Source organism: Vibrio pectenicida, from assembly GCA_024347015.1.
In the GTDB taxonomy this organism is placed as follows: Bacteria; Pseudomonadota; Gammaproteobacteria; order Enterobacterales; family Vibrionaceae; genus Vibrio; species Vibrio pectenicida.
This window is the reverse complement of sequence record AP024889.1, coordinates 1,328,318-1,354,288: the sequence shown is the minus strand read 5'-3', so window position 1 is coordinate 1,354,288 and position 25,971 is coordinate 1,328,318. Positions and strand designations below refer to the sequence as shown.

Sequence of the window (25,971 nt, the reverse complement as noted above, 5' to 3'; positions counted from 1 at the left end):
GTTTACATTAATTAATTTGGCACTTGTACTTTATGGAAAATTCGATAAAGCACAGGCACCACAATCAGGGTTAATACGGTTGCAAACCCTAACCCAAACATTATGGTCACGGCCATGGGTTTGAAGAAAATATCAGGTAGCAAGGGAAGCATGCCCAATATTGTGGTGATCGCTGCCATACAAACAGGGCGTACACGGCTTAAAGACGCATCGACCACCGCAAGGTAAGGGTCTTTGCCTGACCTCATTTCAATCTCTATTTGGTCTAGCAAGACAATACCATTTTTTAGCAACATCCCAGATAGGCTCAAAAAGCCCAGTAATGCCATAAAGCCAAACGGTGTATTTAATACCAGTAACCCTGTTGTAACCCCAATAATCGCCAGTGGCACAGTCAGCCAGACAATTAATGGCTCTTTAACCGTATTGAACAAAAATACCGTGATCAAAAACATGAAGAGGTAGCCCATCGGCATAGTAGTAAAGAGCGAGGCCTGAGCATCCCCCGAAGATTCATATTCACCGCCCCACTCAAGAGCATACCCAGGTGGAAGTTCAATCGCTTCAATCTGTGGTTGCAATCTCTTTTGTAGGGTTGCAGCAGTTTCTTCACCTAACAAATCTGGGTCTGCCATCACGGTCAACATACGCTTGCGGTTTTTACGCACTATGATGGGATCTTCCCAACGCATGTCATAGCCTAGCGTGACTTGCTGAAGTGGAATATATTCACTTAGCGCTGGGCTCCAAATTTTCATCCCTTCAATATTTCGAATATCAATACGCTCTTCTTCTGGTAGCCGAGCAACAATTGGCATTAAGGTCGTTCCGTCACGGTATACACCGACAGATTTCCCTGAAAAAGACATCGCAAGGAACTCATCTACATCGGCTTTAGTAATGCCGTAGCGCCTTGCTTGACCTTCGTTAAATTGTGGCTCTAGTACTTTCGTCCTCTCTCGCCAATCATGGCGTATGTTATTCGCGCCAGGATCTGCATGCATAATATCTTCAATCTGCCTTGCGACACTCCGCAGCACTGTAGGGTCGGAGCCAATCACACGCGCTTCAATTTTTGCACCACCACCAGGGCCAAGCTCAATTTGCTTGAGCTTGTAGTTAATTTCAGGGAAATTATCCTCAACATAAGCTCTGAAATTCGACATTAATGTTGCTAACTGCTCGTAACTTTCTACCCGTGTTGTAATTTCACCATACGCTGCATAACTTTTCTCAGGCGAGTAAGTCAGCATAAAACGCTGCAAACCTTTCCCCGCAGTGGTGGTGATATGTTCAACTCCCTCTTGATCAGAGAGCCACGTTTCCAATGCTTTTAGCTTAGTATTAGTCGCACGAATGTCTGTCCCCTCAGGCAACCAGATATCAGCCTGGAACATAGGTGTTGTTGATGATGGAAAAAAGGACTGTTTGACAAAAGTAAACCCATAGATACTAGAAGCAAGACCAACAATCATAACAATAACCGTTAGCCAAGCACGCTGCATACAAAACTCTAGAAACCCTTTGTAGAGGGTAAAAACCATGCCTTTATAGGGGTCATTATCTTCACCATCATTGCTAATTTTTTGCCCTTTAAAAAACATATCGGCAAAAAATGGGGTCAAGGATATGGCGGTAAACCAACTTAACATCAAAGAAATAAGCAAGACAGTAAACAAGGTTCCACAGTACTCACCCGTTGAATCTTCAGACAAACCGATAGGAGCAAATGCAGTCACAGCAATTACTGTCGCACCAAGCAATGGCCACTTAGTTTGCGTGACAATATCGGTTGCAGCCTGCATTCGCGAACGCCCTTTCTGCGTTCCTATCAATATGCCTTCGACGACTACAATCGCATTATCGACCAACATACCAAGAGCAATAACTAGAGCCCCAAGCGAGATACGTTGTAGATCGATAGCAAAGTACTTCATAAAAATGAAAGTACCAAACACGGTCAGCAATAGGATTAAACCAATAAGAAGCCCCGAGCGAATACCCATAAAAAACAGCAATACGATTATCACGATTGCGACTGCTTGGCCAAGACTAACAACAAAACCGCTCACCGACTTATCGACTTCTTTCGGCTGGCTGTAGACTTCGGCAATATCAATACCAACCGGTTGTTGATACTTTAACTCGGCAAGCCGACGATCAAAGCGCTCGCCCACTTCAACCACATTCACACCTTGCGCAAAGGAAACGCCCACGTTAAGCGCAAGATGGCCGTTAAAGGTAATGATGTTATCGGGAACATCGACATAACCGCGTTTAATTTCGGCGACATCTCGTAAGTAAATCAGGCCTTGGGCACCACTTTCTGTGATGATCAAGTCACCAAGCTGATCAACATTTTCAAATTCACCGGTAGGTTGGATGCGTATGTATTCGTCACCGACTCGGATTGCGCCAGCATCGGAAACCACGTTTTGAGTAGATAATAAATTGAAGAATGTATTCGGTGCTAAACCAAGGCTACTTAAGCGCTTCATCGAGACCTCGATAAACACCTGTTCCTGTTGCTGGCCTGAAACCGACACTTTACTGACACCATCAACCAGCTCCAGCTCACGTCTTAAATAGTCAACATAATCAAGCAACTCTTTATACGAATACCCATCGCCTGTGATCGCGAGTAAAATACCGTACACATCACCAAAATCATCTATAACTTTGGGTTCATTGACCCCTGGAGGTAGCTGAACTTTAAGATCGCTCACCTTGCGACGTAATTCGTCCCATATTTGCGGCAAGTCATCTGGGCCATAGTTGTTTTTCATCGAGACAGTGATCTGGGATAAACCACGACTGGAAATTGAATTCACCTCATCAACATAAGTCAATTGCTGGATGGCTTTCTCTATAGGATAAGTCACCTCTTCTTCTACCTGCTGAGGCGTTGCACCTGGATATGAAGTGACTACCATGGCATCTTTTATCGTAAATGCTGGGTCTTCTAAACGTCCCAAACCAAAAAAAGCTGAAATACCACCAATAAGGAAAATCAACGAGATCATCCAACTAATAACGCGGTTTCTAATGAAATATGCAGCTACACCAGTGACATTTTCATCTTGAGAAGACTGACTGCTATCGTACTCACTCATTACCAGTCTCCTGCTTAATCACTTCCACTTTCATTCCCTCTTTTAGCCTTGAAATCCCAGCCACGACTACTTGCTGTTGGCCTGTCAATCCACTTACTACTTGTAGATCTTTCTTAGTGACTTTACTGACTCGAATTTTTTGCCGAGTCACTGTACTGTCTTCATTTAGCAGCCAAACAAATTTGTTACTTCTATTTATATCATCACCATCTGCATTAAATACGGCTTCAATAGGCACCAATACTCCACTACTCCTGTTCAAGCCAATTTGGTAACTATCAGTGGTGACTTCTACCGCCATACCATCCAATATGTATTCTTTCTCAGGCATGGGTAGAGCCAAGGTAACAGTAAAAGTTCCAGTTTTAGGATCAGGCTCAGTAGTAAACTCCTTGATGGATGCTCGGTACTCATTGCCGCTCGGCACTTTAACTAAGGCTTCGATACGAGAAAGAGTCTCCGGTTCAGGTTGGTTGGTATAAAGGCTATCAGGCAACTGAATCAACACTTCAACGTTGTCAATACTATGAATATTTACAACCTGTTGCCCAACCTGCACGTTTTCATATTGATCAACATTTACCCGTGAAATAATGCCATCAACCGGCGCCAAAAGTTGAGTGAAGGACAACCTCAATTGGGCTAATTCTAATTCGCTCAAAGCTATCTGCCTATTGGCGGCGATCTCATCGAACTGAGATCTCGCAAGCAGCCCTTTCGCTACAAGAGGTTTGGAACGCTTGTATTGGCTATCAATAACGGTGAACTTGGCACTAGCATTATCGACATCCAGTTGATAATCCGTCGGGTCTAACTCGGCTAGCACATCATCTTTTTTAACCTTATCTCCTTCTTTAACATTGAGCTTACTGACTTCACCAGACACACGAAAGCTCAAAGGGGCGCGCTCGGCGGCATTGGCTACCGCTGGAAAATAAAGATTATCTTGCTCGACATCTTTGCTTACTTGAACGGCTTTCACTTTTGGCATACCAAAATCAACGTATTGGTTTTCCTTGCCACATCCAGTCAAAACAATCGCTGAAGTGAGCAAACTAAGACCTATAAATAACTTCATGTTACAGTCCTCTCTCCTTAACCCACTCTCTCACTTTGATGCCAGACTCGATGCCATTCACACCAGAAATAATGATACGATCGCCATCCTCAAGGCCACTTTTGACTTGACGTTTTTCATCCAGCTCGATGCTCACCTTCTCAACCGTACCGGATGAATCAACTCGCCACACACAGGTCTTTTCATTTTGTTCAAAAATAGCGGCACTCGGGATCCGTGTAGCACCTAAAGAATCCACTTTTACATTCACCTCCCCCGCCATTCCAGGCAAGATACCCACATCCAGAGGGCGCTCCATAACCATAGTCACTTTATATGAGCCAGTTTTAGGATCCGCTTCTGTATCGACTTCTTGGAAAGTCAGTACGTAATCGTTGTCCGAAAACGCATCGAATTTCATTGTAGCGGTAAGGTTTACCCCTGATGCAAATCGATTGAGTAAGTGGTCAGGTAACTGAAATTGGATTTTCATCAGTTGATTGGTCTGAATATTCATCACACCTTGCTTGGCTGCAATATATTGATAGGTTTCTGCTGGTACAATGGAAACGGTCCCGTTGTAAGGGGCGACTAACTTTGTATATCCCAAATTGGCCTGCGCTTGTTCTAAGGTTGCTTTCGCAGAATTATGGTTCGCTTTAGCCTGATCAAAATCTTGTTCAGAAACGACTTTATCAATACGCAGTTTTTTGTAGCGCTCATATTGGACGTCCGCTAAACGGAACTGAGCTTCTGCTTGCTTAGCAAGCAAAGAATATTCATCTGGGTTTAAAGAAGCGAGTACTTGCCCTTTAGTAACAGGCTGACCAGATAATACATCTATTGATTGTAACTGCCCAGGCACTCGAAAAGCTAAAACAGCTCTGTCTCCTGCTTCAGATGTAGCAGGGAAATGTCTTTCAAATTGTGCGTTGCCGACTGAAACGGTGAAAAGTTTTGCGGGCCTAGATTCTGGCTCAGGAACAGGAGGTAACTCTTTACCACAACCGCTTAATAAAGTGGCAGCAGTAAGAAGCAAAAACTTTGATTGCATAATCAGTCATCCAATAGTCACTTAGAGATATTAGGGCCTGTTTCCTGTTCAAGATTGATTTTTGTAAAAAATTAAAACCAACCCTAAAAGTCAACAAACCCAAAGATAGATGAATGATTATATGACTGCCAGCCAGTTACCAGTAAATTATTATAATAATTGGCTATTTTCTGGGAAGTGTCACCTTAGTTCCCATTATTGACTTACAAACGGCTAAATTCTCTGTCGACTTTAAACGTTTCGGAAGTAACATACGCTTCTAACTCACGAACTTGTCCCTCCAAAATATCAAAGTCTTTTTCAAGTGTGTTAAGTAACACGTCAGGTGTTTGTCCTTGCTGCCAAGGTTTGCTTTTTAGCTTATGTTCCTGCTCGGCTTTCAACGACATCACATAATTTTCTGGCTGCTTCTCCAACATTAGTGTCATGGCTATATATGCGAGCAATACAAGAAAGCTACCACCTAATAAAGCTGCAGAGATCACCAAAATCCTTATCAGCCAAACTTCACAGCCAAAGTAATTGGCAAGCCCTGCACATACCCCAGAAAGTTTGCCATTGTAAGTATCTCGATACAGCTCTCTATTATTCATAACGACGTCTCCAGCTAGGTGTTTCTGTGTCTAAAATTCGCTCGAGGGTTTCAACACGTTTTTGCATCTGATCCGCTTTTTCTGACAGGGTCTGTAGCCGGTTAAAATCATCTTCTGAAAGGCCACCTGCGGCTTTTTTCTTGCTGCGATAATGTAATATCAACCAGAGTGGCGCCACAAATATCAAGAAAACAATTAAAGGCCCAGCAATAAAAAATGATGACATATGGAACTCCTAAATAATGGTTGCTTAGCGTGAGACTTTGCCGTCAACCAAGCAACAATGAACTTTATCAGTATGCTGTTTTATAAATAAAAAATATCAGGTTACGAATCTCTATTTGACTATAAATACTTCACTTAGCGGTAGCCAATCATTTTTTGGCTTTTACCTGCTGCTTCAGAGTCTCGAGTTCTTTTTCAATATCATCTTGCGCTTTAAGTTCAGCAAATTCCTGATCTAACGACTTAGCGTTACCAGACTGAGCATAAACATCCGCTTCAGCTTCAAGCTCATCAATTTTTCTAGAATACTGCTCAAACTTAGCCATCGCCTCAGAGCTTCGAGCTGTATGCAAATGTTTTTGTACATCACGACGTCCTGAAGCCGTCTGTGAACGAATTGCCAATGCCTGTTGCTTAGATCTAGTTTCTGTGATTTTACTTTCCAGCTTAGCAATCTCGCCAGTTAACTTTTCTATCGTTTCTTCCACTAAAGTTTGTTCGGTATGCATTCCTTTGAGCATATCTTGTAGTTTCTGCTTTTCTATTAATGCCGACCTTGCTAAATCATCACGCTGCTTAGTCAAGGCTAAGGTTGCTTTGTTTTGCCATTCACTGATCTGTTGATCGATAACACCCACTTTACGCGCTAATTCTTTTTGATCAGCAATGGCTTTTGCTGAATTAGTGCGAACTTCTACCAGTGTATCCTCCATCTCTTGAATAATAAGGCGTATCATTTTTTCTGGATCTTCTGCCTTATCCAATAGTGCACTAATATTTGAATTTATGATGTCTGCAAAACGCGAGAAAATACCCATAACTTAGCTCCTTATCCGATGCCCTAGCGATCGTATCCCTAGGTTATCTTGAATTATCAGTTTAAATGTGACCAACTTCTATTAACCAAGATATGTGCCAACTTATTAATTCTTATAAAACAATTAGTTAATAAAGCAAGCATTAAAAGCACTATCAATCTTTGATGAATTTAGCCAATATTAGGTAAATTTCACCTACGGAATGCGTTAATGCAGCAAAACCTCATCGGCGAGTCTCCCAATTTCCTAGAAGTGCTAGACAAGGTATCAAAACTCGCCTCTATACATCGCCCAGTTCTTATCATTGGTGAACGTGGAACGGGTAAAGAACTTATCGCTCAACGTTTGCATTACCTTTCAAAACGTTGGGAACAACCCCTTATTTCACTGAATTGCTCAACATTAAGTGAGGGTTTAATTGATTCTGAATTATTTGGCCATGAACAAGGTTCATTTACGGGGTCAAAAGGGCTACATAAAGGACGCTTTGAACGAGCCGAAAATGGCACTCTTTTTCTGGATGAACTTGCCACTGCACCTCTTTTAGTTCAAGAAAAGCTGCTTCGAGTGATTGAATACGGTCAATACGAAAGAGTCGGTGGGCATCAACTACTCAATGCCAATGTTCGTCTTATCTGCGCGACCAACACCGATCTACCCGAAATGGCAGCTCACGGTCATTTCAGAGCAGATCTTCTAGACAGGCTGGCTTTTGATGTCATCCACCTTCCCCCACTTCGCGAACGAAAAGCAGACATCCTCTTACTAGCAGAATATTACGCCATTAAAATGTGCCGTGAACTCGAACTTGAATATTTTGTTGGTTTTTCTAAAGATATTCAGCAGGCACTCATTGATTATCAATGGCCCGGAAACATACGTGAATTAAAAAATGTCGTTGAACGAGGCGTCTATCAAAACGGACACCAATATGAGCCCATCGAAGACCTAATATTCAACCCCTTTTTAAGTCAATGGAAAGCAGAAGAACAAGACACTCACGGCACCAATCCTGACATCAAATCGAGCATTAACAATTTTACTTTCCCTATAGATTATAAAACTTGGCAACAAGAGCAAGACATCGCTTTGCTAAAAGCTGCGTTAAAACAAAGTAAGTTTAACCAACGTAAAGCTGCCGATATGCTGGGTCTGAGCTATCATCAGCTTAGAGGTATGATAAGAAAGTATGACCTCTCGTCTATTACCTAACTTATTTGGTAGAGCTGAAACTATTATTGGTAAATTACTGAACTATTAGGGCATAATGACAAGTTATATTGTGATTTGTCCATGGCAGTCGTTCTCGCTATGAAAGCATTTATTCAACTGACATTAAGTCTATGTGGTCTTACCTTACTTGCCGGATGTGGCGAGGGACTTGATCACAGTAAAATTCGTCAAACTGGCTTCGTCTATTGCGGTCAGGGTGGACCCGACAGTTTTAATCCGCAATTGGTCGATAGTGGTATCACTTCGGAAACATTAAGCCCACAAGTTTTCGACACACTTTTAACCCTTGACCCTGATAATTTCAAACCAGTTGCAAACCTTGCTACTAGTTGGTCAGTAAATAAAGAAGGGACAGTGTATATTTTTAACTTACGTAAGAATGTCTCCTTTCAAACAACCCCTTGGTTTTCTCCAACACGACCATTAAACGCACAAGATGTAGTATTCAGCTTTCAACGTATAATTGATGATTCTCATCCTTACCATAATGTAGGGGGCGGCTTTTATCCTTGGTTTAGTGGTATTGATTTCCAAAACCTGCTGACAGATGTCCAAGCAATCTCACCGTACCAAGTTCGCTTCACGTTAAGCCGCCCAGATAATACCTTCTTATCAAATATTGCCACCAGCCACGCTGTTATTCATTCAGCAGAATATGCCAGAGGGCTAACTATAGCAGATGATAAAACGAGGATAGACAGCCATCCAGTAGGAACTGGTCCTTTCTATTTGTACGATTATCAGGTTAATGACCTCATACGGCTCAAGCGACACAAAAGCTACTGGCGAGGTCAACCCAAAATGAGTCAGATCGTGTTTGATATTTCTCATCGAGGCACTGGTACATTAGCAAAACTGCTACGAAACGAATGCGATGTGTTAAATTCCCCTCTTTCTAGTCAGATCCCTACTATCAAACAACAAAAAAATATCAAATTGATGGTAAAACCGGCAATGAACATCTCCTTTATCGCTGTCAACACAACTAATCCTGCACTCAACGATCCTCGTGTAAGAAAAGCACTGAACTATGCAATTAACCGCCAAAATATCCTTGAATCAGTCTATTACGGAACTGGCAGCCAAGCTTATTCAGTATTGCCACCAAACTCTTGGGCTTATCTAAAAGACAACGTTCAAATTCGCTATGACAGGAATTATGCTATCGCCTTGATGAAAGCAGCTGGATTTGATAAAGGGCTAGAGTTAACTATGTCGGTACCATTAGAACCAAGAGCCTACAACCCTAGCCCAAGAAAAACCGCCGAATTAATTCAAGCAAATTTTGCCAATATAGGTATAACTTTGAATTTACTGACAGACGATCGCTTCGACCGTTCTAACGTCGCAAACAACCAACATGTTGACTTATACCTCACTGGTTGGATTGCTAATACAGGCGATCCAGACAATTTTCTGCGACCTTTGTTGTCCTGCGACTCCAAAAAAGTTGGCTTGAATGTGTCCAGTTGGTGCAACGCAGATTTCGATTTTCTACTTGATCTTGCCCTTGAGGTCGATAAACCGCGCTATCGACTCAATTTATACAAACAAGCTCAAAATATTCTCAACGAAGAATTTCCTGTTATTCCACTTAGCCATGGAATGCAGTTTCAAGCTTTCGATTCTTCTTTAAAGGGGTTTAAAGTTAGCCCATTTAACGTACAACCTTTCGATACGGTGGAGAGGATAAAATAATGTTTCTCTACACACTTAAGCGTATCAACTTATTTATTATTACTTTGTTAATACTGTCTATGGTCGGCTTTAGCCTACTTAGGTTAGATCCCGACTCTCCATGGCTTGTTGAAAGCTTTTGGCAAGGTTGGATGACATACATAGGCGAATTAATGCACCTAAATTTTGGCGTGACTAAAAATGGTGTTCCTATATCAAGTGAGCTAGCAGTCGTATTTCCAGCCACATTAGAACTTTGCCTTATTGCTTTTGTTTTCTCTCTCTTAGTCGGTATTCCGATTGGTACACTGGCTGGAATGAAACAGGGGAAATGGATTGATACCGCTATTTCATTCACTTCAATGTCCGGTTATTCCGCTCCTATTTTCTGGGTTGCACTATTGATGATCATGGCATTTTCATTTCATTTTGAGATGTTCCCAGTAGCAGGACGGTATGATCTTTTATACGAAATCGACCATTTCACGGGATTTGCCATCCTCGATGCTTCTTTGACTCAAGGAGAATATCGAGCACATGCACTTCAAAGCGTGCTTGAGCATCTAATTTTACCTTGCTTAGTACTCGCACTCACACCGACAACACAAGTGATTGGCTTAATGCGAGCTTCTGTCGCTGAAGTGATGAGTCAAAACTATATCCGTGCTGCAAAAATAAAAGGTCTCGCCACTCATGAAATCGTTACCCAGCACGTATTAAGGAATGCAATCCCTCCTATCATACCTAAGATCGGTGTACAGCTATCGAGCATGTTAACATTGGCAATTATTACAGAGTCAATATTCAACTGGCCGGGGATTGGTCGATGGCTGCTGGATGCGTTATCCAACGAAGATTATGTCTCAATTCAAGCTGGGGTAATGGTAGTTGCTACATTGGTACTTACTGCAAATATACTTTCGGATTTATTAGGCGCTATGGTGAATCCATTAGTAAGGAAGGAATGGTATGCTAACCGATAATATTTATCAGGAAGAGCGCGTACCTACTCAATTTGAGCGCTTTTGGCGTAGCTATCGCTCAAATGGCCTTGCTATGTTTGGCCTCTGGTGTTTAGGTATAGTTATCGTTATAACATTAACATCACCTTGGATCACTCCTCACGACCCACAAGCTCAGACTGGGGAGCTGCTTATTCCGCCATCATGGAATCAAGCAGGGACGGTTGATTATTTCCTTGGTACTGACGATTTAGGGCGAGATATTTTATCACGCCTGATAGTAGGGTCTCAGTTAACATTTGGGGCGGCTGTGATCATTGCGTTTGTCGCAACAATAGTAGGCTGTTTAATCGGTATCCTAGCGGGGATGACAAAGGGTTTATTATCCAGTGTACTCAACCACCTGCTCGACACCATAATGTCAATTCCTTCGCTCCTTCTAGCAATCATATTTGTCGCTTTCCTCGGTTTTGGTGAATTCAATATCTTACTCGCGATAGGTTTGGCCTTAATCCCTCGATTTGTTCGTTCCATATATATTGCTGTACACACAGAAGTTGAAAAAGATTACATCATTGCCGCACGCCTCGATGGTGCAAATGATTTTTATCTTCTTTGGAACTCTATTCTACCCAACATCCTTGTCGTCATTGCAGCAGAGGTAACCCTCGCACTTTCTATTGCTGTTTTAGATATTACTGCACTAGGTTTTCTTGGGTTAGGAGCCCAAGCCCCTAGCACTGAATGGGGTGCCGTTCTCGGTGACTCTGTAGAACTTATTTACCTTGCACCTTGGACTGTCACTTTACCAGGGCTAGCAATTATGTTTACCGTCATCGTGATTAACCTTGTCGGCGAAGGAGTTCGTCAAGCCCTCAATGCGGGGATAGAATAATGCCACTACTGGATATTCGTCACTTAACTATTGAAATCGAGACACCACAGGGGTTAATGAAAGCGGTAGATCGAATGAGCCTAACGATGAATGAAGGTGAGATTCGTGGTTTGGTTGGTGAATCAGGCTCTGGTAAAAGTCTCGTTGCCAAAGCTATTGTAGGTGTCTGTAAAGAAAATTGGAAAGTGACGGCTGACAGAATGCGTTTGGGCAATATTGATTTGTTGCAACTCACACCAAAAGAACGTCGCCGTGTCATTGCGAGAGATATCGCAATGATATTCCAAGAACCCTCAACCTGTTTAGATCCCTCAGAGCAAGTAGGTAGCCAGCTAATTGAATCCATACCCTCTCACTCATTCTCAGGTAAATGGTGGGAACGCTTTAAGTGGCGTAAAAAACAAGCCATTACTCTGCTTCATAAAGTCGGCATAAAAAATCATGTTGAAATTATGTCGAGCTACCCGTACGAACTGACTGACGGTGAATGCCAAATGATCATGATTGCAATGGCAATAGCTGCAAAGCCCAAATTACTGATTGCTGATGAGCCAACAAATGATCTCGATCCTATAACGCAATCACAAATCTTACGCTTACTCAGCCGTATGAATCAAATCAACAACACTTCAATCATGCTGATAGGCCATGATCTCACGACGATAACGCAATGGGCGACCAGAATTACCGTCATGTACTGCGGGCAGTCTGTTGAATCAGCAGACACAAAAAAAATTCTCGGCCAACCCAAACATCCATATACTGTCGCTCTGCTTAAAGCTATGCCAGATTTCAGCGAAAAAATTCCCCATAAACAAAAGTTGGAATCTTTACCTGGAACGATTCCACCACTTCAGCACTTACCTATTGGATGTAGGCTTGGACCTCGCTGCCCATACGCACAACGCCAATGCGTCGAAATGCCCAAAACGAACCGAGTAAAAACTCACAAATTCGCCTGCCATTTCCCTCTAAATATGGAGAAGAATAAAGTATGAGTTCATTGCTGGAAGTCAACGAGTTAAGCAAAACTTTTGCCACTAGGTCAGGGTTATTTCATAAAAAAGTCTACCAAGCTGTTAAGCCAGTCAGTTTTACATTAGAAGCTGGGCAAACCCTAGGTTTAATTGGTCAAAATAGCTCAGGTAAGTCGACTCTGGCGCGAATGTTGGCTGGTGTAATCGAACCAACAAAAGGTGAGATAAAAGTAAATGGCGAACGATTAGAGCACCAAGATTACTCCACCCGGTGTAAGTTGATTCGAATGATTTTTCAGGACCCTAATACTTCACTCAATCCACGCCTCCAAATTGGGCGCATTCTTGAAGGGCCGCTTAAACGAAATACAGAAATGACGCCAGAGGCACGGATGTCAAGAGTGAAAAATGTATTGCTTAAAGTTGGCTTACTTCCCGAGCACGCTTATTTTTATCCTCAAATGTTGGCTGCCGGACAAAAGCAACGAATATGCCTCGCACGTGCATTAATTTTACAACCTTCCGTTATTGTGGCTGATGAGGCACTTAATGGCTTAGATATGGCAATGCGTTCCCAGATCATTAACCTCTTCTTAGAACTGCAAGAAGAAATGGGAGTATCATTTATTTATGTATCACAACATTTAGGTGTGGTGAAACATATTACCGATAAAGTCATGGTGATGCACGATGGTCAAGTAGTAGAAGCTGGAGAGACTCAACAAATCTTAACCTGTCCAGCCAATGTGATTACTCAACGACTGGTTGAAAGCCACTTTAATAAAGCAACCTGCTTCAGGTAGCAAGATTAAGCACATGAAAAACCGTATGCTATGGATAGCGACAGGCCTCCTACTCAATTTTAGTATGGCTAAAAGTAGTTCTGCTTCAACACAAACTTGGCTAGACCCGAACTTTGTCAAACAGGCTTTTTTAGAAGTTGCGCTAAAAAATGAGTATTCTCAAGAAACTCGGCATCTCACTAAATGGGAGAAACCGATTAAAGTTTGGATACAGCATAAAGTTGCTGACCAAGCTCTGCATGATCAATTAACCAATACCCACCTGAGAGATTTATCTACCATCACTGGACATTCAATCAAACGAGTCACAAAACGAGAAAATGCAAATATTGTGTGGATCTATACCCAAAAATCAAAATGGGAAGCTGAGATTGAAAAAGAACTCGGGGCAAGTGCTCTAAAATACACTCATGGGGCAATATGTAAGGCTGGCTATCAAACAAATAAAGTAACCAATGAAATTGATTCTGCAGTCATCATCATCCCTGTTGACCAAGCAAGGGAACATGGGAAGCTACTTGCATGTATTGTAGAAGAAATCACACAAACAATGGGACTTCCAAATGATACAAATGCGGCTTACCCATCCATTTTTAATGATGAAACACCTGAGAATTTGCTCTCACCCCTAGATGTTATTTTATTAAAAATGCTCTACGAGCCGGAATTAAAGTCTGGCATGGACCTAGCTCAAACTCAACAAGCCGTCGATGCCATACTTAGCCGCTATCAGCTCCAAGGTGTGTTAACTCAAGCGATTACTATAGCTAAGTCGACAGAATTATTTCAACTTGTTGGGTATTGATATTTATCCAGTATTTAGAGCAAGCTAACGCTTTTGCTTTTTATCGGCCTTTTTTAACTCTAACTCAAATTCTTCTGGAAAAAGCACCAACCCTTCTTCATTGTGGTTTGGAAAGACCACAACTGACAACTCATCATCTTCAAGGCCATGAGTCCAACGGCTAAACCACTTTGCGGTGGAAATACATTCGGCTTTACAGTGTTCCCAATCCCCGTTAGCCCATTGATTAGCAAACTCTTGATGCGGCCAGATTGGTACACAATCTTCATCTTCTGTATTTAGCATTACACACCCATGCTCGTCGGTGAGAATCCAAACATTTTTGTGAGTAGCGATTTCGTTTACTGTGTAATTAAATCGTTCATCTTCACGCATTTTCAGCACAGATTCTATCTCTTGCTGTGAGAGTGGTTGCGACATTTACTTATTCCTTCAATAAAACACCCACGTTAAAGTGGGTGTTATGACCAATGACCGAATCGCTTAAACTAGCTCAGTTTGAAGCCAAGGCCAGCCTTGCTTCTTACGACTCAGAGTATTTTCCATCATAAGCATACCGTCACGCTCATGCTTGGTCAGCTTTTCTGCCCACTCGCCTCTGTATAATAGACGGGTTTTTGCCGTTGTAATATCTGTCAACATAACGGCTGCAAAGGCTAGATTCTCTTCAGCACATCGACGTTCTAGATCCAATTCCAATGCAGCAATCATATCGTCAACTTGCTCTAGTGTAGCGAGTTCAACCTGGCCAACAACAACGTCACGACCATTAAATGGGTAGCCCTTGAGATCTTTCTCTACCAATTGTGCAGCAGAGAGTCCTTCAATATTGGTTTTCGCAACCAGCAAGTCTTTAATGAAAGCATCGATATCATATACATCGGCGATTTTAGCCAGCTCTTCGATTGCATCTTTGTCTTTTTGTGTACATGTTGGTGAAGCAAAACCAACAGTATCAGACAAAATAGCCGACATCATCAGCTTAGCTATTTTTGGTGAAATCTCATGGCCTTCAATTTTAAACATGTTGAACAGGATAGTGTTGGTACAACCAACAGGCCAAATCCAAGCTTCCATTGGGTTAATGGTCATCACATCACCCAATCTATGGTGATCAACTATACCCAAGATTTCTGCTTCAGCCACATCATCCGGTGCTTGAGCAAGATCAGAATAATCAACTAACCAGATTTTTTCTCCTGCTACAGAGGTGCGAAGCTCTGGCAGCTCTGCTCCAGCAACATCAAGAATATGCTGAGTTTCGCGGTTGATTTCACCTTGACGAATCGGCATGGCTTCAACACCACGCGCGTTAAGTAATTCGGTTGCCACTAAGGCACTACAAATACTGTCACTATCAGGGTTCTTGTGACCTACAACTAGAATCATCTTTTTTCCTATACGACTTCAATAAACCCATACTGGGCAATTACTCACAAAGCCAGATACTTTACCTGAATTTTGAAATTTGTCATGGGTTAGAAAAAATAAATAGCTAAATCACAAATTTTGGTTGCAAATAGTGGCACACAAAACTAAATTGATAACCATTATCATTTAGATTTAGTAAATAATGAATTCGATTCGACTCTCCTTCTCTATACCCAGCTGGCTTAAATTCTCTCAGTTTCGTCCTGCATACAAAAGACTCCTGTTACCTGCCACTCTCATCGCATTAATACTTAATGAATCTTCTCGAGCCTTAACAGTAACAACGCTTTCTGATGCCTTTTGGGCTGTTTCTGCCTATGTCGCTTTTACTCTTGCTATCTATCATTACCTTTCTCTTTGGATGAATAAAGACAACAAGATAGTCAACCTCTATCAAAGCTCTCGTAATTACCAAGTTTTGTTTGCATCACTGCTCGGTGCCCTTCCCGGATGCGGAGGCGCTATTATAGTGACAACTCAATTTGTCAGTGGCAGAGTTGGGTTTGGAGCTATAGTCGCCGTATTAACTTCAACAATGGGCGATGCTGCCTTTTTGCTTCTCGCAAGTAAGCCCGATGTGGGCGTACTCGTCGTCGCAACTGGTATTGTCATAGGGTGTATAACAGGCTGGGCAGTCAATGCTATCCATCCAGACAGTTTTTTACGCCCCAAAACCAGAGATGCGTCTGAAAATAAGTATACTTGTCAGTCAGATCCCAACCCACAGAGTAACTTCGAGAAAAAGGCCATTAACCTCCAAGGTGCATTTTGGAAATGGCTTATCATTCCCGCCACAATAGTCGCTTTCTTAGGATCCTTTCAAGTTGATATCAACCAATTGCTGGTGCTTCCTGCTGAAACTGTAGAATGGATTGGGGCCGTGTTAATCGTGATTAGTATGCTCCTATGGTCATTAACAAAAGAAATAAAAGATTACCGTTCTACCGTTTCTGAGGATGCAAAAAACATCACTTCACACCCATTGCAGAAAGCTGCTCAAGACACCAACTTTGTTACAGCCTGGGTAATCTTAGCATTCATGTCCTTTGAGCTATTAACAGCCATTGGCGATATTGATCTTGTCAGCGCTTTTTCTGGCTGGGGGGTATGGATGCCTTTAGTTGGGCTTGCCGTGGGGATCCTTCCTGGGTGTGGCCCTCAAATACTTGTCACTAGCTTGTATATATCAGGGGCTGTGCCACTTTCAACCCAATTAGCTAATGCGATTTCAAATGATGGTGATGCTCTATTCCCTGCAATTGCACTAGCACCAAAGGCTGCGCTGGTAGCAACTCTGTATTCCGCAATTCCAGCACTAGTGGTTGGTTATACATACTACTTTGTATTTGAAATGTAATAGTACACCTGTTTACGATTGCTTGGATATTGAATCGATAAACTCTTTAATTGGCATAGGCTTAGCAAAATAATAACCTTGAAGGAAGTGAACTTTATGCTGAGCAAGATATTCGACCTGCTCAAGTGTTTCTACCCCTTCGGCCACTGTGTTCATTCCAAGTCGAGAGGCTAAATCCAACAAGTTTTCAACGATATGGGCAGATACAGAGTCGTTACCAATCATACGAATGAAACTTTGATCGATTTTCAACACATCAAAGCGAAACTGATGCAAATATCGCAAGCTCGAATGCCCGGTACCAAAATCGTCAATTGCTAACTGAATATTGTTTTCATGTAATGCCGTAAATAAATTTTGAGCTTCCTTGGTATTTTCTATTAGCTCTCTTTCTGTAAGCTCTAAGCACAAGCGAACTTTACCCGGTGAAAAAGCTTTGAGAAAGCTCAGGCTATCTTCAAGTAGGTCGGAGTTAATACAATGCTTTGCCGAAATATTAAATGAGACAGTAAACCCTTCTCCCAACAAATCTTGGTGTAACGATAGTTGTTCCCCTACCTGAGCCATAATCAATTTAGTCATGGGGATAATCAATCCCGACTCTTCCGCTAATGGGATAAAAAGATCAGGTCGTACGAGGCCTTCCTGAGGATCATTCCAACGCATTAGTACTTCCGCGCCAACAATATTGTAATCACTATCGACGTATGGCTGAACGTAGGGAACGAACTCTTTGTTGTAAATGGCTCGGTTAATTTTGTCTTTCATTGATTCAGGCTTACCAGTGATCCAGTACGTATACCAAGCCATTACCGCACAAAACCCAATCAAAATAATCATTGCCGATTGCTTATGAGAGACCATAAAATCTACATATTCATCTCCTGAAAGCCACACACTCAAAGAATAAGCATAATGCTTAGAATTAACTCTTAAGGTACTCTTGATTGGGCTAGTACTAACATGGCCTGTTTTATCTATCCATGTTTCACCAATTTGTAAGTGAATCATTTTTTCCTGACTAGTCAAGGTCAAAATGTTTTTTAAATAATATCCAGAGATGGAAGACGCAACGCTAATCTCTCCATTCGTCATGACAAAACTCAGAGCCGATTCTTTAGGCGTTATCGGAGAACTTGGCATAAGAACCAGGGAATTATCCACTAACTTATAGTCTGGTAATGGAGTATCGACCTTTCCAAGTAAAGAACTGCAATATATTCTCCCATCTTTAATAAGAGTGATCATCCTGACATCTGGAATGATCACCACTAAATCTCGAATGTATGGTAAAACCTCATCACATTGCCCTTGAGTATATGGATACGCGCGCTGAGCAGCGGCATCTGCATTCCAAAGAAGTCTATCAAGTAATACCACTCCAGATTCAAGAGAACGATTCATTTCACGCTGTAAGCTATTCTGAGCCAAAACAAACAGAAGAATAGTGCCAAGCACTACAGGTAGAACAAATGAAATAGACGTGAGAACAAGTCTTGTCAAAAGTGGAGCTGCCTTTAAGTAGTTTCTCATTATCTCTTTCTCGATAAACGCTTAAGGCAATTATAGGCTCTGATTTATTAGTATTATAAGTGTCAGTTAGTAGAAAATATTAAATAATCACTATTTACCTTCCATTCGACAATACTATGTACAGAAGGTAAATAGCCTAAAATCAGTGATCTTGTCACCACATAAGTAGATTAGGTAACGAATTTAGCTAGTTATGTCGCTGTTTTAATTTGTTGATAACATCATTCAGCGAAAGTCCCTGATCTTGAAGTAACACCAGCAAATGGTACACCAAATCTGCCGACTCACAGACTAACTCAGCCTTATCCCCCGATGTTGCCGCAAGTGCAACTTCAACACCTTCTTCACCCACTTTTTGTGAAATACGCTTGGTACCACGAGCATAAAGGCTAGCAGTATAGGATGATTCTGGGTCGGCTTTTTTTCTCGAAGCAAGCAACTGTTCTAGTTGGCTAAGCCACACCATTTGCGACTGCTCTTTAGGATCGTCATTCCAACAAGAGGTATTTCCCAAATGACATGTAGGACCAATCGGATTAACTTTGATAAGTAAGGTATCATTATCGCAATCCAGAGACATATTAACGAGCTGTAATACATTGCCTGAGGACTCTCCTTTAGTCCACAGACGTTCTTTGGTGCGAGAGAAAAACGTCACTTGACCAGTTTCGTAAGTTTTTTCCAATGCATCGTGGTTCATGTATCCCATCATCAGCACTTGGCTCGATTGGAAATCTTGCACAATAGCAGGCACTAGACCATCCACTTTTTCCCAGTTAATTCGCTCAGCCAGCAACCTGACTTCGCCTGCTTTGAAGTTCATAATCGCACCTCGATACCCTGTTGTGTTAAATATTGTTTCAATTTACCAATATTGATGACCTGTTTATGGAATACGGATGCAGCCAAAGCACCATCAACATTTGCTCGCTGATACGCTTGTGCAAAATGTTCCATTGCACCAGCACCACCTGACGCGATAAGCGGTACTTTAGATATTTTTCGTACCATATTTAGTTGTTCGATATCGTACCCATTACGAACTCCATCTTGGTTCATCATATTTAATACAATTTCCCCTGCACCGCGGTTCTGCACTTCTTGCACCCAATCACACGTTTGCCATTTGGTCGCTTTGGTACGTTCCTCATCGCCAGTAAACTGATAAACCTGATACTTTCCTGTGTCTTTGTCGTAGTATGAGTCAACTCCAACGACAATACATTGAACGCCAAATTTATCCGCAAGTTCAGTGATCAATTCTGGGTTTGCTAATGCCGGAGAATTAATAGAGACTTTGTCAGCCCCAAACTTAAGGATACGTGCTGCATCCTGTACTGATTTAATACCTCCAGCGACGCAGAATGGGATATCAATCACCTCAGCAACTCTCTCCACCCAGCTCTTATCTACCACACGACCATCACTTGATGCGGTAATGTCGTAAAAAACCAGTTCATCGGCTCCTTCTTCAGCATACCGTTTAGCCAAGGGTACGATATCACCAATAATTTCGTGATTGCGAAATTGAACACCTTTCACTACTTGTCCATCGCGTACATCAAGGCATGGAATTATTCGCTTTGCCAGCATACCAATGCCTCCTTCGCTGTAAACTTACCATCAAGAAGCGCTCTACCAACAATCACGCCAGCAACCCCACTACCTTTTAATGCTTCAATATCTGCTAATGAACCAATACCGCCAGAAGACTGGAACTGTACCTGTGGATACTGCTGGCATAGATCAACATAAAGCTCAACGTTTGAGCCTTCTAACGTGCCATCACGTGAGATGTCAGTACAGAGCACATGTTTTAGCCCAACGGTTAAGAAATCGTTGATCAAAGCTTCAATGGTAATACCAGAATCTTCTTGCCAGCCAGAAATTGCAACATTACGTATTCCGTCTTGATCAATGTTGATGTCTAGCGCTAGAACGATTTTTTCAGCGCCATATTTTTCCATCCAGCCTTTTACTAGATCTGGTTGTTTTACCGCAGTAGAGCCAACAGCAACGCGCTGCGCTCCCGCTTCTAGTAAATCAATCACATCTTGTTCCGTCCTCACCCCACCACCAATTTGAATATTGGCTGGCGTACTTGCGAGTAATTTTGCAATAAGATCAAGCTGCCGGGCAGCCGTATCCTTCGCACCAGTCAAATCGACTAAGTGAAGCCAGTTTGCACCAGCTTGGTGGTATACGTTGAACTGCTCTACTGGATCGACTTTGTATTCGGTTACTTGGCCGTAATCACCTTGATAAAGGCGAACCACTTGGCCTTCAATTAAATCAAGAGCTGGAATAATCACACTAAATCCTTTTATAGTTCTAAGAAGTTTTGAATAAGCTTGGCACCCGCTCTTGACGAACGCTCCGGATGAAACTGCACACCGTAGTAGTTACCACTTTGAACCGCTGCCGTAAACGGATTCCCGTAAGTAGATTGCGCGATAGTGTCTTCACCGACTGGCATTGCAAAGCTGTGCACAAAGTAAAAATATTCCCCCTCTTCAATACCTTTAAACAGCGGGTTGCCTATTTCTGCGGACACCGTATTCCAACCCATATGAGGTAGCGGTAAATCGCCCGCTTGAAGTCGTTCTACCTCACCATCACAAAGCCCGAGGCACTCGACTCGATCATCTGCTTTGTTACCTTTCTCTTGCGACACCTTACCCAAAAGCTGCATACCCAGACAAATACCTAGTAACGGTTGCTCTACTTGTTTAACCAAACAGATAAGATCGCGTTCTGCTAAGTTTTTCATCGCTTCACTTGCGGTACCAACGCCTGGTAGAAATAGCTTATCCGCTGATAACACCATTTGTGGGTCTTTTGAAATAGTTACTTTATAACCCAAACGCTCAATAGCAAATTTCACCGAAGACACATTGGCACAGCCTGTATCTATAATGACGACTTTCTGTTCAGTCACTGCAATACTCTCCTTTAAAGAACGCCTTTACTGCTTGGTAGCTCAGTACCTTCAACTTTCACGGCTTGGCGTAATGCTCGACCAAAGGCTTTAAAAAGACTTTCAATAATGTGGTGATCATTATCGCCACAAGAAGAAAGATGCAGCGTGCATGCTAATGTGTCAGTTAAAGATCTGAAGAAGTGCACAACCATCTCAGTGGATAGGTCACCGACTTGTTCGCGGCTAAATTTGGCATCAAACTTTAGGTAAGGGCGGCCAGATAAGTCAAGCGCACATTGTGCTAAACATTCATCCATCGGTAGGCTAAAACCAAAACGGCCGATCCCACGCTTATCACCTAACGCCTCTTTTAGCGCCTGACCGAGTGCTAAAGCAGTATCTTCAACTGTGTGGTGATCATCAATGTGCAAATCGCCTTCAACTTTACACACCATCTGAAAACCAGCATGCGTCGCGATTTGATCCAGCATATGATCAAAAAAACCTAAGCCAGTTGAGATATCATTACCACCTTGCTGATCAAGATTGACCGTGACTGTAATGTCCGTTTCTTTGGTGGTACGCAGCACATTTGAAATGCGTGCTTTTACAGTCAAATCTTTTAAAATCTGCTTCCAACACATGGTCTCTGGATTGTATTGAATACCTCGAATGGCCATATTTTCCGCCAATTGAAGATCCGTGTGACGGTCACCAATGACCGCAGAGTTTTGAAAGTCGACTCTACCTGCTTGCAGGTATTTTTTTACCAACCCAAGCATAGGCTTGCGGCATGAGCAGTTATCTTCTTCAAAATGCGGGCAAATCAGTATATCATCAAACATCACACCCTGAGACTCGAAAATTTCCATCATCATATTGTGTGGCGCATCGAAATCTTTTTGTGGGTAACTGTCTGTACCTAAACCATCTTGGTTCGTCACCATAACAAGTCTATACCCTGCGTCTTGCAAGGATAATAAGCTTGGTATGACGAATGGCTCTAGTTTTAATTTATCTAAACGATCGACTTGAAAATCACTTGGCGGCTCCACAATTAAAGTACCATCACGGTCAATAAAAAGAATTTTTTGCTGTTTGCTCACTCGAACTTCCTTATTACAATTTTTAGCACTCACTCTTGTGTGAGTGCAATGAATTCATGACTACTTATGAGTAGTAATTTCTTATAAAACCAAGTGTTTTCTCGCACTCTTCACGATTACCTACACTAATTCGTACACAATTCTTAATTGGTGAATTACGCAAGACGATACCAGTGTCCCAAGCTGCTTTGAAAAAAGCATCACCATCAGGGAATTTAACCAATAAATAGTTACCCCAACCTTCAAAAACCTCTAAGTCAGGGATCATCGAAAGCCCTACCTGCATATAAGCACGGTTGGCGTTCAAATCGAGCACTTGGAACTTAGCTCGGGCTAAACCAGCTTGTGATAACGCTTGTATAGCAATATCTGCAACTGGAATGGGTACTGGATACGGTGCGATAACTTTAAGTAAAATATTAATTATCTCTTCATTCGCAAGCGTAAATCCGCAACGCAGACCAGCAAGCGCAAAAGCTTTCGACAAAGTACGTAAAATTGCCAAATTAGGGTATTGACCAAGCAAATCAACCGTTGATGATTCTGGACAAAAATCGATGTAAGCTTCATCCATGACTACAATTGCACGATCTTTCGTTAGCTTGAGTAAAGAGACTATATCTTCACGCTTAATTAGATTCCCCGTGGGGTTATTTGGTGAACACACAAAAACGAGTTTAACCTTATCAAGATTGGCTTCAATACCTGACAAATCAAGCTGCCAATCAGACGTTAGTGGTACCATTTTTTGCTCAACACCATTAGTTTCAGCACTAATTGAGTACATGCCATAAGTAGGTGGGCAGTATAAAATTGCATCCTCGCTCGGCTCACAAAATGCTCGTATCAACAACTCAATGCCTTCATCTGCACCACGGGAAACTAAAGTTTGCTCCTTTCCTACACCGGCATAAGCTGCGTAGGAAGATATCAACTCATGTGGCTGACATTCACTATAACGGTTAAGGCGGGTGAAATTAGTTCTGTATTCATTATCGAATGGTGATTCATTGGCATTTAACCACATGTCTCCAGTGCCTCCAATCCGGCGAGCCGATAAATATGGTGTAAGCGTTTGGACTCGTTTTCTTGCTAACTTTTCCACTGTCTTTATCCTTTCAAATTTAACTTGTCGACTCGAATAGTCACTGCACGCTTATGCGCATCTAACCCTTCAGCTTCTGCCATTGTTACCACAGTCGAAGCTAGGTTTTGTAAACCCTCGGCAGACAACTCTTGAACCGTCATTCGCTTAGAAAAATCGGCCAAACTGAGGCTTGAGTGTGTACGCGTATAACCATAAGTTGGCAGAACGTGATTTGTTCCTGATGCATAATCTCCTGCGGACTCTGGAGACCACTCGCCTAAAAAGATTGAACCTGCGTTATCTAGTAAAGGAAGGAGCTCGCGCGGGTTCTTTGTTTGGACAATTAAGTGCTCAGGGCCGTAGTAATTTGAAATTGAAACTGCTTGAGTTAAAGATTCTGAGATAATGACTAGACTTGAAGCTAGAGCTTGCTCAGCAATAGTTGCGCGCGATAGTTGTTTGAGTTGACGTTTAATCGCATCGGTAACTTGATCTGCAATGATAGGTGAAGGTGTTACGAGTATCACTTGAGAATCTGGGCCATGCTCCGCCTGACTTAACAAGTCGGCTGCGATAAAATCGGAATCCGCTGTTTCGTCTGCAATAACAAGCACCTCTGATGGACCCGCAGGCATATCAATCGCAGCACCACGAAAATCATTACTCACCTGACGCTTTGCTTCAGTTACATAGGCATTTCCAGGGCCAAAGACCTTATCGACTTTAGACACTGTTTCTGTCCCGTAAGCCATCGCAGCCACAGCTTGACCACCTCCTATATTGTATACTTCATCAATACCACAAAGTTTGGCAACATAAAGGATCTCATCTGCAATAGGTGGGGGAGAACAAAGAACAACTTTACGACAACCTGCAATTTTAGCCGGTACACCAAGCATCAAAACTGTTGATGGTAACGGTGCACTACCACCTGGAATATATAAACCCACTGTTTGAATTGGGCGTGTTACCTGTTCACAAACAACACCAACTTGAGTTTCAACTTTAATCGGCTGAGGCTTTTGTGCTTTATGAAACTTAGAGATATTTTCATAAGCTTGCATAAGCGCCACTTTCATATTTGTCGAAAGTCGCTCTGAAGCTTGGTCAATATCAGTAGAACAAACACGTATTGATTTTGGTTTAATACGATCAAATTGCTCGGTAAGTGATAACAAAGCCGCATCACCACCCTTTCTAACTTGTACAATTACGTCAGAAACTGTCGCGGTGATGTTTGCACCTTCAAGCATTGCAGGACGTTTCAAAATGGAGTCTTGCTGCGACTCACTCAAAGATTGCCAAACGACGGTTTTCATTATACCTACCCCATCATTTTTTCAATTGGTAGAACTAGAATCGAGCTGGCCCCTAATTCCTTGAGCTGTTCCATGGTCTCCCAGAACAGGTTTTCAGTACTAACGAGGTGTATCGCTACTTTTTCTTTGTCCGACGATAGTGGAAGAACCGTGGGATCCTCCGCACCAGGAAGTAATGCTTTCACCTGTTCAAGCTGACCTATAGGTGCATGTAGCATAATATATTTGGATTCTTTTGCTTGCTGTACACCTTGCATCCGAGTGAGCAGCTTTTCTATTAATGCCATTTTATCCAGGTCAAAATCACCAGTCCGTTGAATCAGTGTCGCTTTTGACTGAAAAATTACGGCTACTTCTTTCAAGCCATTCGCTTCTAGAGTCGCTCCTGTGGAAACAAGATCTGCAATTGCATCTGCTAATCCAGCACGTGGCGCAACTTCTACTGAACCAGTCAACATACAGGTGGAAAATGTAACCCCTTGTTCATCCATGTAAGCCTTAAGAAGTTGAGGATAGGTGGTGGCTATTCGTTTTCCTGCAAGATCCTGAGGGCCGTTATATTCCTCATCTTTATCTAGTGCAATAGATAGGCGACAGCCACCAAAATCAAGTCGTCGAAGTGGAATAAACTCACAAGGCTCACCAAGTGCTTTGCGATCTAAACGTACTTCTTCAAGTTCATTTTCACCAATAAACCCAAGGTCCACAACACCATCCATAATAAGGCCGGGTATATCGTCATCACGAACGAGAAGAAGATCAATCGGCATGTTCAAAGAATGAACGACTAGTCGTTCACCCATGATATTAAAGTTCACCCCGCACTTTTTTAGTAACTCTTGGCATTCTTTACTTAAACGGCCTTTTTTTTGAATCGCAATTCTCAAACGCTGTGTTGTCATTACTTGTCTCCCTGTATAAAACTAATCTCAAATCATTAAAATCAAAAAACCCTCGGAAGTATTACTCTCCCGAGGGTTAAAATCTTGTTTTAGCGATTTATTCC

The 25,971-nt window shown here is 42.2% G+C and carries 25 protein-coding genes and 1 other annotated feature (1 of these 26 running past the window's edge); of the genes, 8 read left to right on the top strand and 17 right to left on the bottom strand.

The window, feature by feature from the left end; translation table 11 throughout:
* Window positions 1–11: 11 nt before the first annotated feature.
* From OCV27_RS06385 to pspA, 6 genes are all read right to left on the bottom strand, one after another.
* Window positions 12–3,113: an efflux RND transporter permease subunit gene (locus OCV27_RS06385; protein WP_125321823.1), complete on the bottom strand. Its 3,102-nt coding sequence runs from the start codon at window positions 3,111–3,113 to the stop codon at window positions 12–14.
* Entirely contained in the window at window positions 3,106–4,191 is a 1,086-nt protein-coding gene (locus tag OCV27_RS06380; RefSeq protein WP_125321825.1) for an efflux RND transporter periplasmic adaptor subunit, read from the bottom strand. Before OCV27_RS06380 ends, OCV27_RS06385 begins: the two co-directional genes overlap by 8 nt.
* Window position 4,192: 1 nt before the next feature.
* Window positions 4,193–5,224, bottom strand: coding sequence for an efflux RND transporter periplasmic adaptor subunit (locus tag OCV27_RS06375; protein WP_125321827.1), 1,032 nt, complete (start codon window positions 5,222–5,224; stop codon window positions 4,193–4,195).
* 203 nt (window positions 5,225–5,427) lie between these two features.
* The gene (gene pspC, locus OCV27_RS06370; RefSeq protein WP_125321829.1) at window positions 5,428–5,817 is read right to left on the bottom strand and encodes an envelope stress response membrane protein PspC; all 390 of its coding nucleotides are present in this window, start codon (window positions 5,815–5,817) and stop codon (window positions 5,428–5,430) included.
* Complete coding sequence (gene pspB / locus OCV27_RS06365; RefSeq protein ID WP_125321831.1) at window positions 5,810–6,043, bottom strand: envelope stress response membrane protein PspB; 234 nt, start codon at window positions 6,041–6,043, stop codon at window positions 5,810–5,812. Before pspB ends, pspC begins: the two co-directional genes overlap by 8 nt.
* A gap of 148 nt (window positions 6,044–6,191) precedes the next feature.
* Window positions 6,192–6,860 carry a phage shock protein PspA gene (gene pspA / locus OCV27_RS06360; RefSeq protein WP_125321833.1) on the bottom strand — a complete coding sequence of 223 codons (669 nt, stop codon included), beginning with the start codon at window positions 6,858–6,860 and terminating at the stop codon, window positions 6,192–6,194.
* Between the two features lie 210 nt (window positions 6,861–7,070).
* Here pspA and pspF point away from each other — a divergent pair, with 210 nt between their 5' ends.
* The 7 genes from pspF (at window position 7,071) to OCV27_RS06325 (ending at window position 14,212) form a co-directional block, all read left to right on the top strand.
* Complete coding sequence (gene pspF / locus OCV27_RS06355) at window positions 7,071–8,072, top strand: phage shock protein operon transcriptional activator (RefSeq protein WP_125322514.1); 1,002 nt, start codon at window positions 7,071–7,073, stop codon at window positions 8,070–8,072.
* A 99-nt stretch (window positions 8,073–8,171) separates the two neighbouring features.
* Window positions 8,172–9,791, top strand: coding sequence for an ABC transporter substrate-binding protein (locus OCV27_RS06350; RefSeq protein WP_125322532.1), 1,620 nt, complete (start codon window positions 8,172–8,174; stop codon window positions 9,789–9,791).
* The gene (locus tag OCV27_RS06345; protein ID WP_125322515.1) at window positions 9,791–10,753 is read left to right on the top strand and encodes an ABC transporter permease; all 963 of its coding nucleotides are present in this window, start codon (window positions 9,791–9,793) and stop codon (window positions 10,751–10,753) included. The genes OCV27_RS06350 and OCV27_RS06345 overlap by 1 nt, the downstream gene beginning before the upstream one ends.
* Window positions 10,740–11,627 (top strand): putrescine export ABC transporter permease SapC, encoded by an 888-nt coding sequence (gene sapC, locus OCV27_RS06340; RefSeq protein ID WP_125322516.1) that lies wholly within the window; start codon window positions 10,740–10,742, stop codon window positions 11,625–11,627. Before OCV27_RS06345 ends, sapC begins: the two co-directional genes overlap by 14 nt.
* A complete protein-coding gene (locus OCV27_RS06335; protein ID WP_125322517.1) occupies window positions 11,627–12,625 on the top strand; it encodes a peptide ABC transporter ATP-binding protein in 999 nt (332 codons plus the stop codon). Before sapC ends, OCV27_RS06335 begins: the two co-directional genes overlap by 1 nt.
* On the top strand, window positions 12,622–13,407 hold the full coding sequence (locus OCV27_RS06330; protein WP_125322518.1) for a peptide ABC transporter ATP-binding protein: 786 nt from the start codon (window positions 12,622–12,624) through the stop codon (window positions 13,405–13,407). Before OCV27_RS06335 ends, OCV27_RS06330 begins: the two co-directional genes overlap by 4 nt.
* A gap of 25 nt (window positions 13,408–13,432) precedes the next feature.
* Entirely contained in the window at window positions 13,433–14,212 is a 780-nt protein-coding gene (locus OCV27_RS06325; protein ID WP_125322533.1) for a DUF2927 domain-containing protein, read from the top strand.
* A gap of 24 nt (window positions 14,213–14,236) precedes the next feature.
* Here OCV27_RS06325 and OCV27_RS06320 read toward each other — a convergent pair whose 3' ends face one another.
* Complete coding sequence (locus OCV27_RS06320) at window positions 14,237–14,632, bottom strand: DUF2750 domain-containing protein (protein WP_125322519.1); 396 nt, start codon at window positions 14,630–14,632, stop codon at window positions 14,237–14,239.
* 63 nt (window positions 14,633–14,695) lie between these two features.
* The gene (locus OCV27_RS06315; protein WP_125322520.1) at window positions 14,696–15,601 is read right to left on the bottom strand and encodes a manganese-dependent inorganic pyrophosphatase; all 906 of its coding nucleotides are present in this window, start codon (window positions 15,599–15,601) and stop codon (window positions 14,696–14,698) included.
* 184 nt (window positions 15,602–15,785) lie between these two features.
* Between OCV27_RS06315 and OCV27_RS06310 the strand changes: the two genes are divergently transcribed.
* Window positions 15,786–17,000: a putative manganese transporter gene (locus tag OCV27_RS06310; protein WP_125322521.1), complete on the top strand. Its 1,215-nt coding sequence runs from the start codon at window positions 15,786–15,788 to the stop codon at window positions 16,998–17,000.
* A gap of 12 nt (window positions 17,001–17,012) precedes the next feature.
* Here OCV27_RS06310 and OCV27_RS06305 read toward each other — a convergent pair whose 3' ends face one another.
* From OCV27_RS06305 to hisG, 9 genes are all read right to left on the bottom strand, one after another.
* Window positions 17,013–18,533, bottom strand: coding sequence for an EAL domain-containing protein (locus tag OCV27_RS06305; protein WP_125322522.1), 1,521 nt, complete (start codon window positions 18,531–18,533; stop codon window positions 17,013–17,015).
* A 187-nt stretch (window positions 18,534–18,720) separates the two neighbouring features.
* The gene (gene hisIE, locus OCV27_RS06300) at window positions 18,721–19,356 is read right to left on the bottom strand and encodes a bifunctional phosphoribosyl-AMP cyclohydrolase/phosphoribosyl-ATP diphosphatase HisIE (RefSeq protein ID WP_125322523.1); all 636 of its coding nucleotides are present in this window, start codon (window positions 19,354–19,356) and stop codon (window positions 18,721–18,723) included.
* Window positions 19,353–20,126 (bottom strand): imidazole glycerol phosphate synthase subunit HisF, encoded by a 774-nt coding sequence (hisF, locus tag OCV27_RS06295; RefSeq protein WP_125322524.1) that lies wholly within the window; start codon window positions 20,124–20,126, stop codon window positions 19,353–19,355. Before hisF ends, hisIE begins: the two co-directional genes overlap by 4 nt.
* Window positions 20,108–20,845 (bottom strand): 1-(5-phosphoribosyl)-5-[(5-phosphoribosylamino)methylideneamino]imidazole-4-carboxamide isomerase, encoded by a 738-nt coding sequence (gene hisA / locus OCV27_RS06290; RefSeq protein ID WP_125322525.1) that lies wholly within the window; start codon window positions 20,843–20,845, stop codon window positions 20,108–20,110. Before hisA ends, hisF begins: the two co-directional genes overlap by 19 nt.
* A gap of 11 nt (window positions 20,846–20,856) precedes the next feature.
* A complete protein-coding gene (hisH, locus tag OCV27_RS06285; protein WP_125322526.1) occupies window positions 20,857–21,471 on the bottom strand; it encodes an imidazole glycerol phosphate synthase subunit HisH in 615 nt (204 codons plus the stop codon).
* Window positions 21,472–21,485: 14 nt separating this feature from the next.
* A complete protein-coding gene (gene hisB / locus OCV27_RS06280) occupies window positions 21,486–22,559 on the bottom strand; it encodes a bifunctional histidinol-phosphatase/imidazoleglycerol-phosphate dehydratase HisB (RefSeq protein WP_125322527.1) in 1,074 nt (357 codons plus the stop codon).
* Between the two features lie 64 nt (window positions 22,560–22,623).
* A complete protein-coding gene (gene hisC / locus OCV27_RS06275; protein WP_125322528.1) occupies window positions 22,624–23,664 on the bottom strand; it encodes a histidinol-phosphate transaminase in 1,041 nt (346 codons plus the stop codon).
* 5 nt (window positions 23,665–23,669) lie between these two features.
* Window positions 23,670–24,965 carry a histidinol dehydrogenase gene (gene hisD, locus OCV27_RS06270; RefSeq protein ID WP_125322529.1) on the bottom strand — a complete coding sequence of 432 codons (1,296 nt, stop codon included), beginning with the start codon at window positions 24,963–24,965 and terminating at the stop codon, window positions 23,670–23,672.
* Between the two features lie 5 nt (window positions 24,966–24,970).
* A complete protein-coding gene (gene hisG / locus OCV27_RS06265) occupies window positions 24,971–25,867 on the bottom strand; it encodes an ATP phosphoribosyltransferase (protein ID WP_125322530.1) in 897 nt (298 codons plus the stop codon).
* 40 nt (window positions 25,868–25,907) lie between these two features.
* Window positions 25,908–25,971, bottom strand: a sequence feature (His leader region) (it continues 71 nt past the right edge of the window).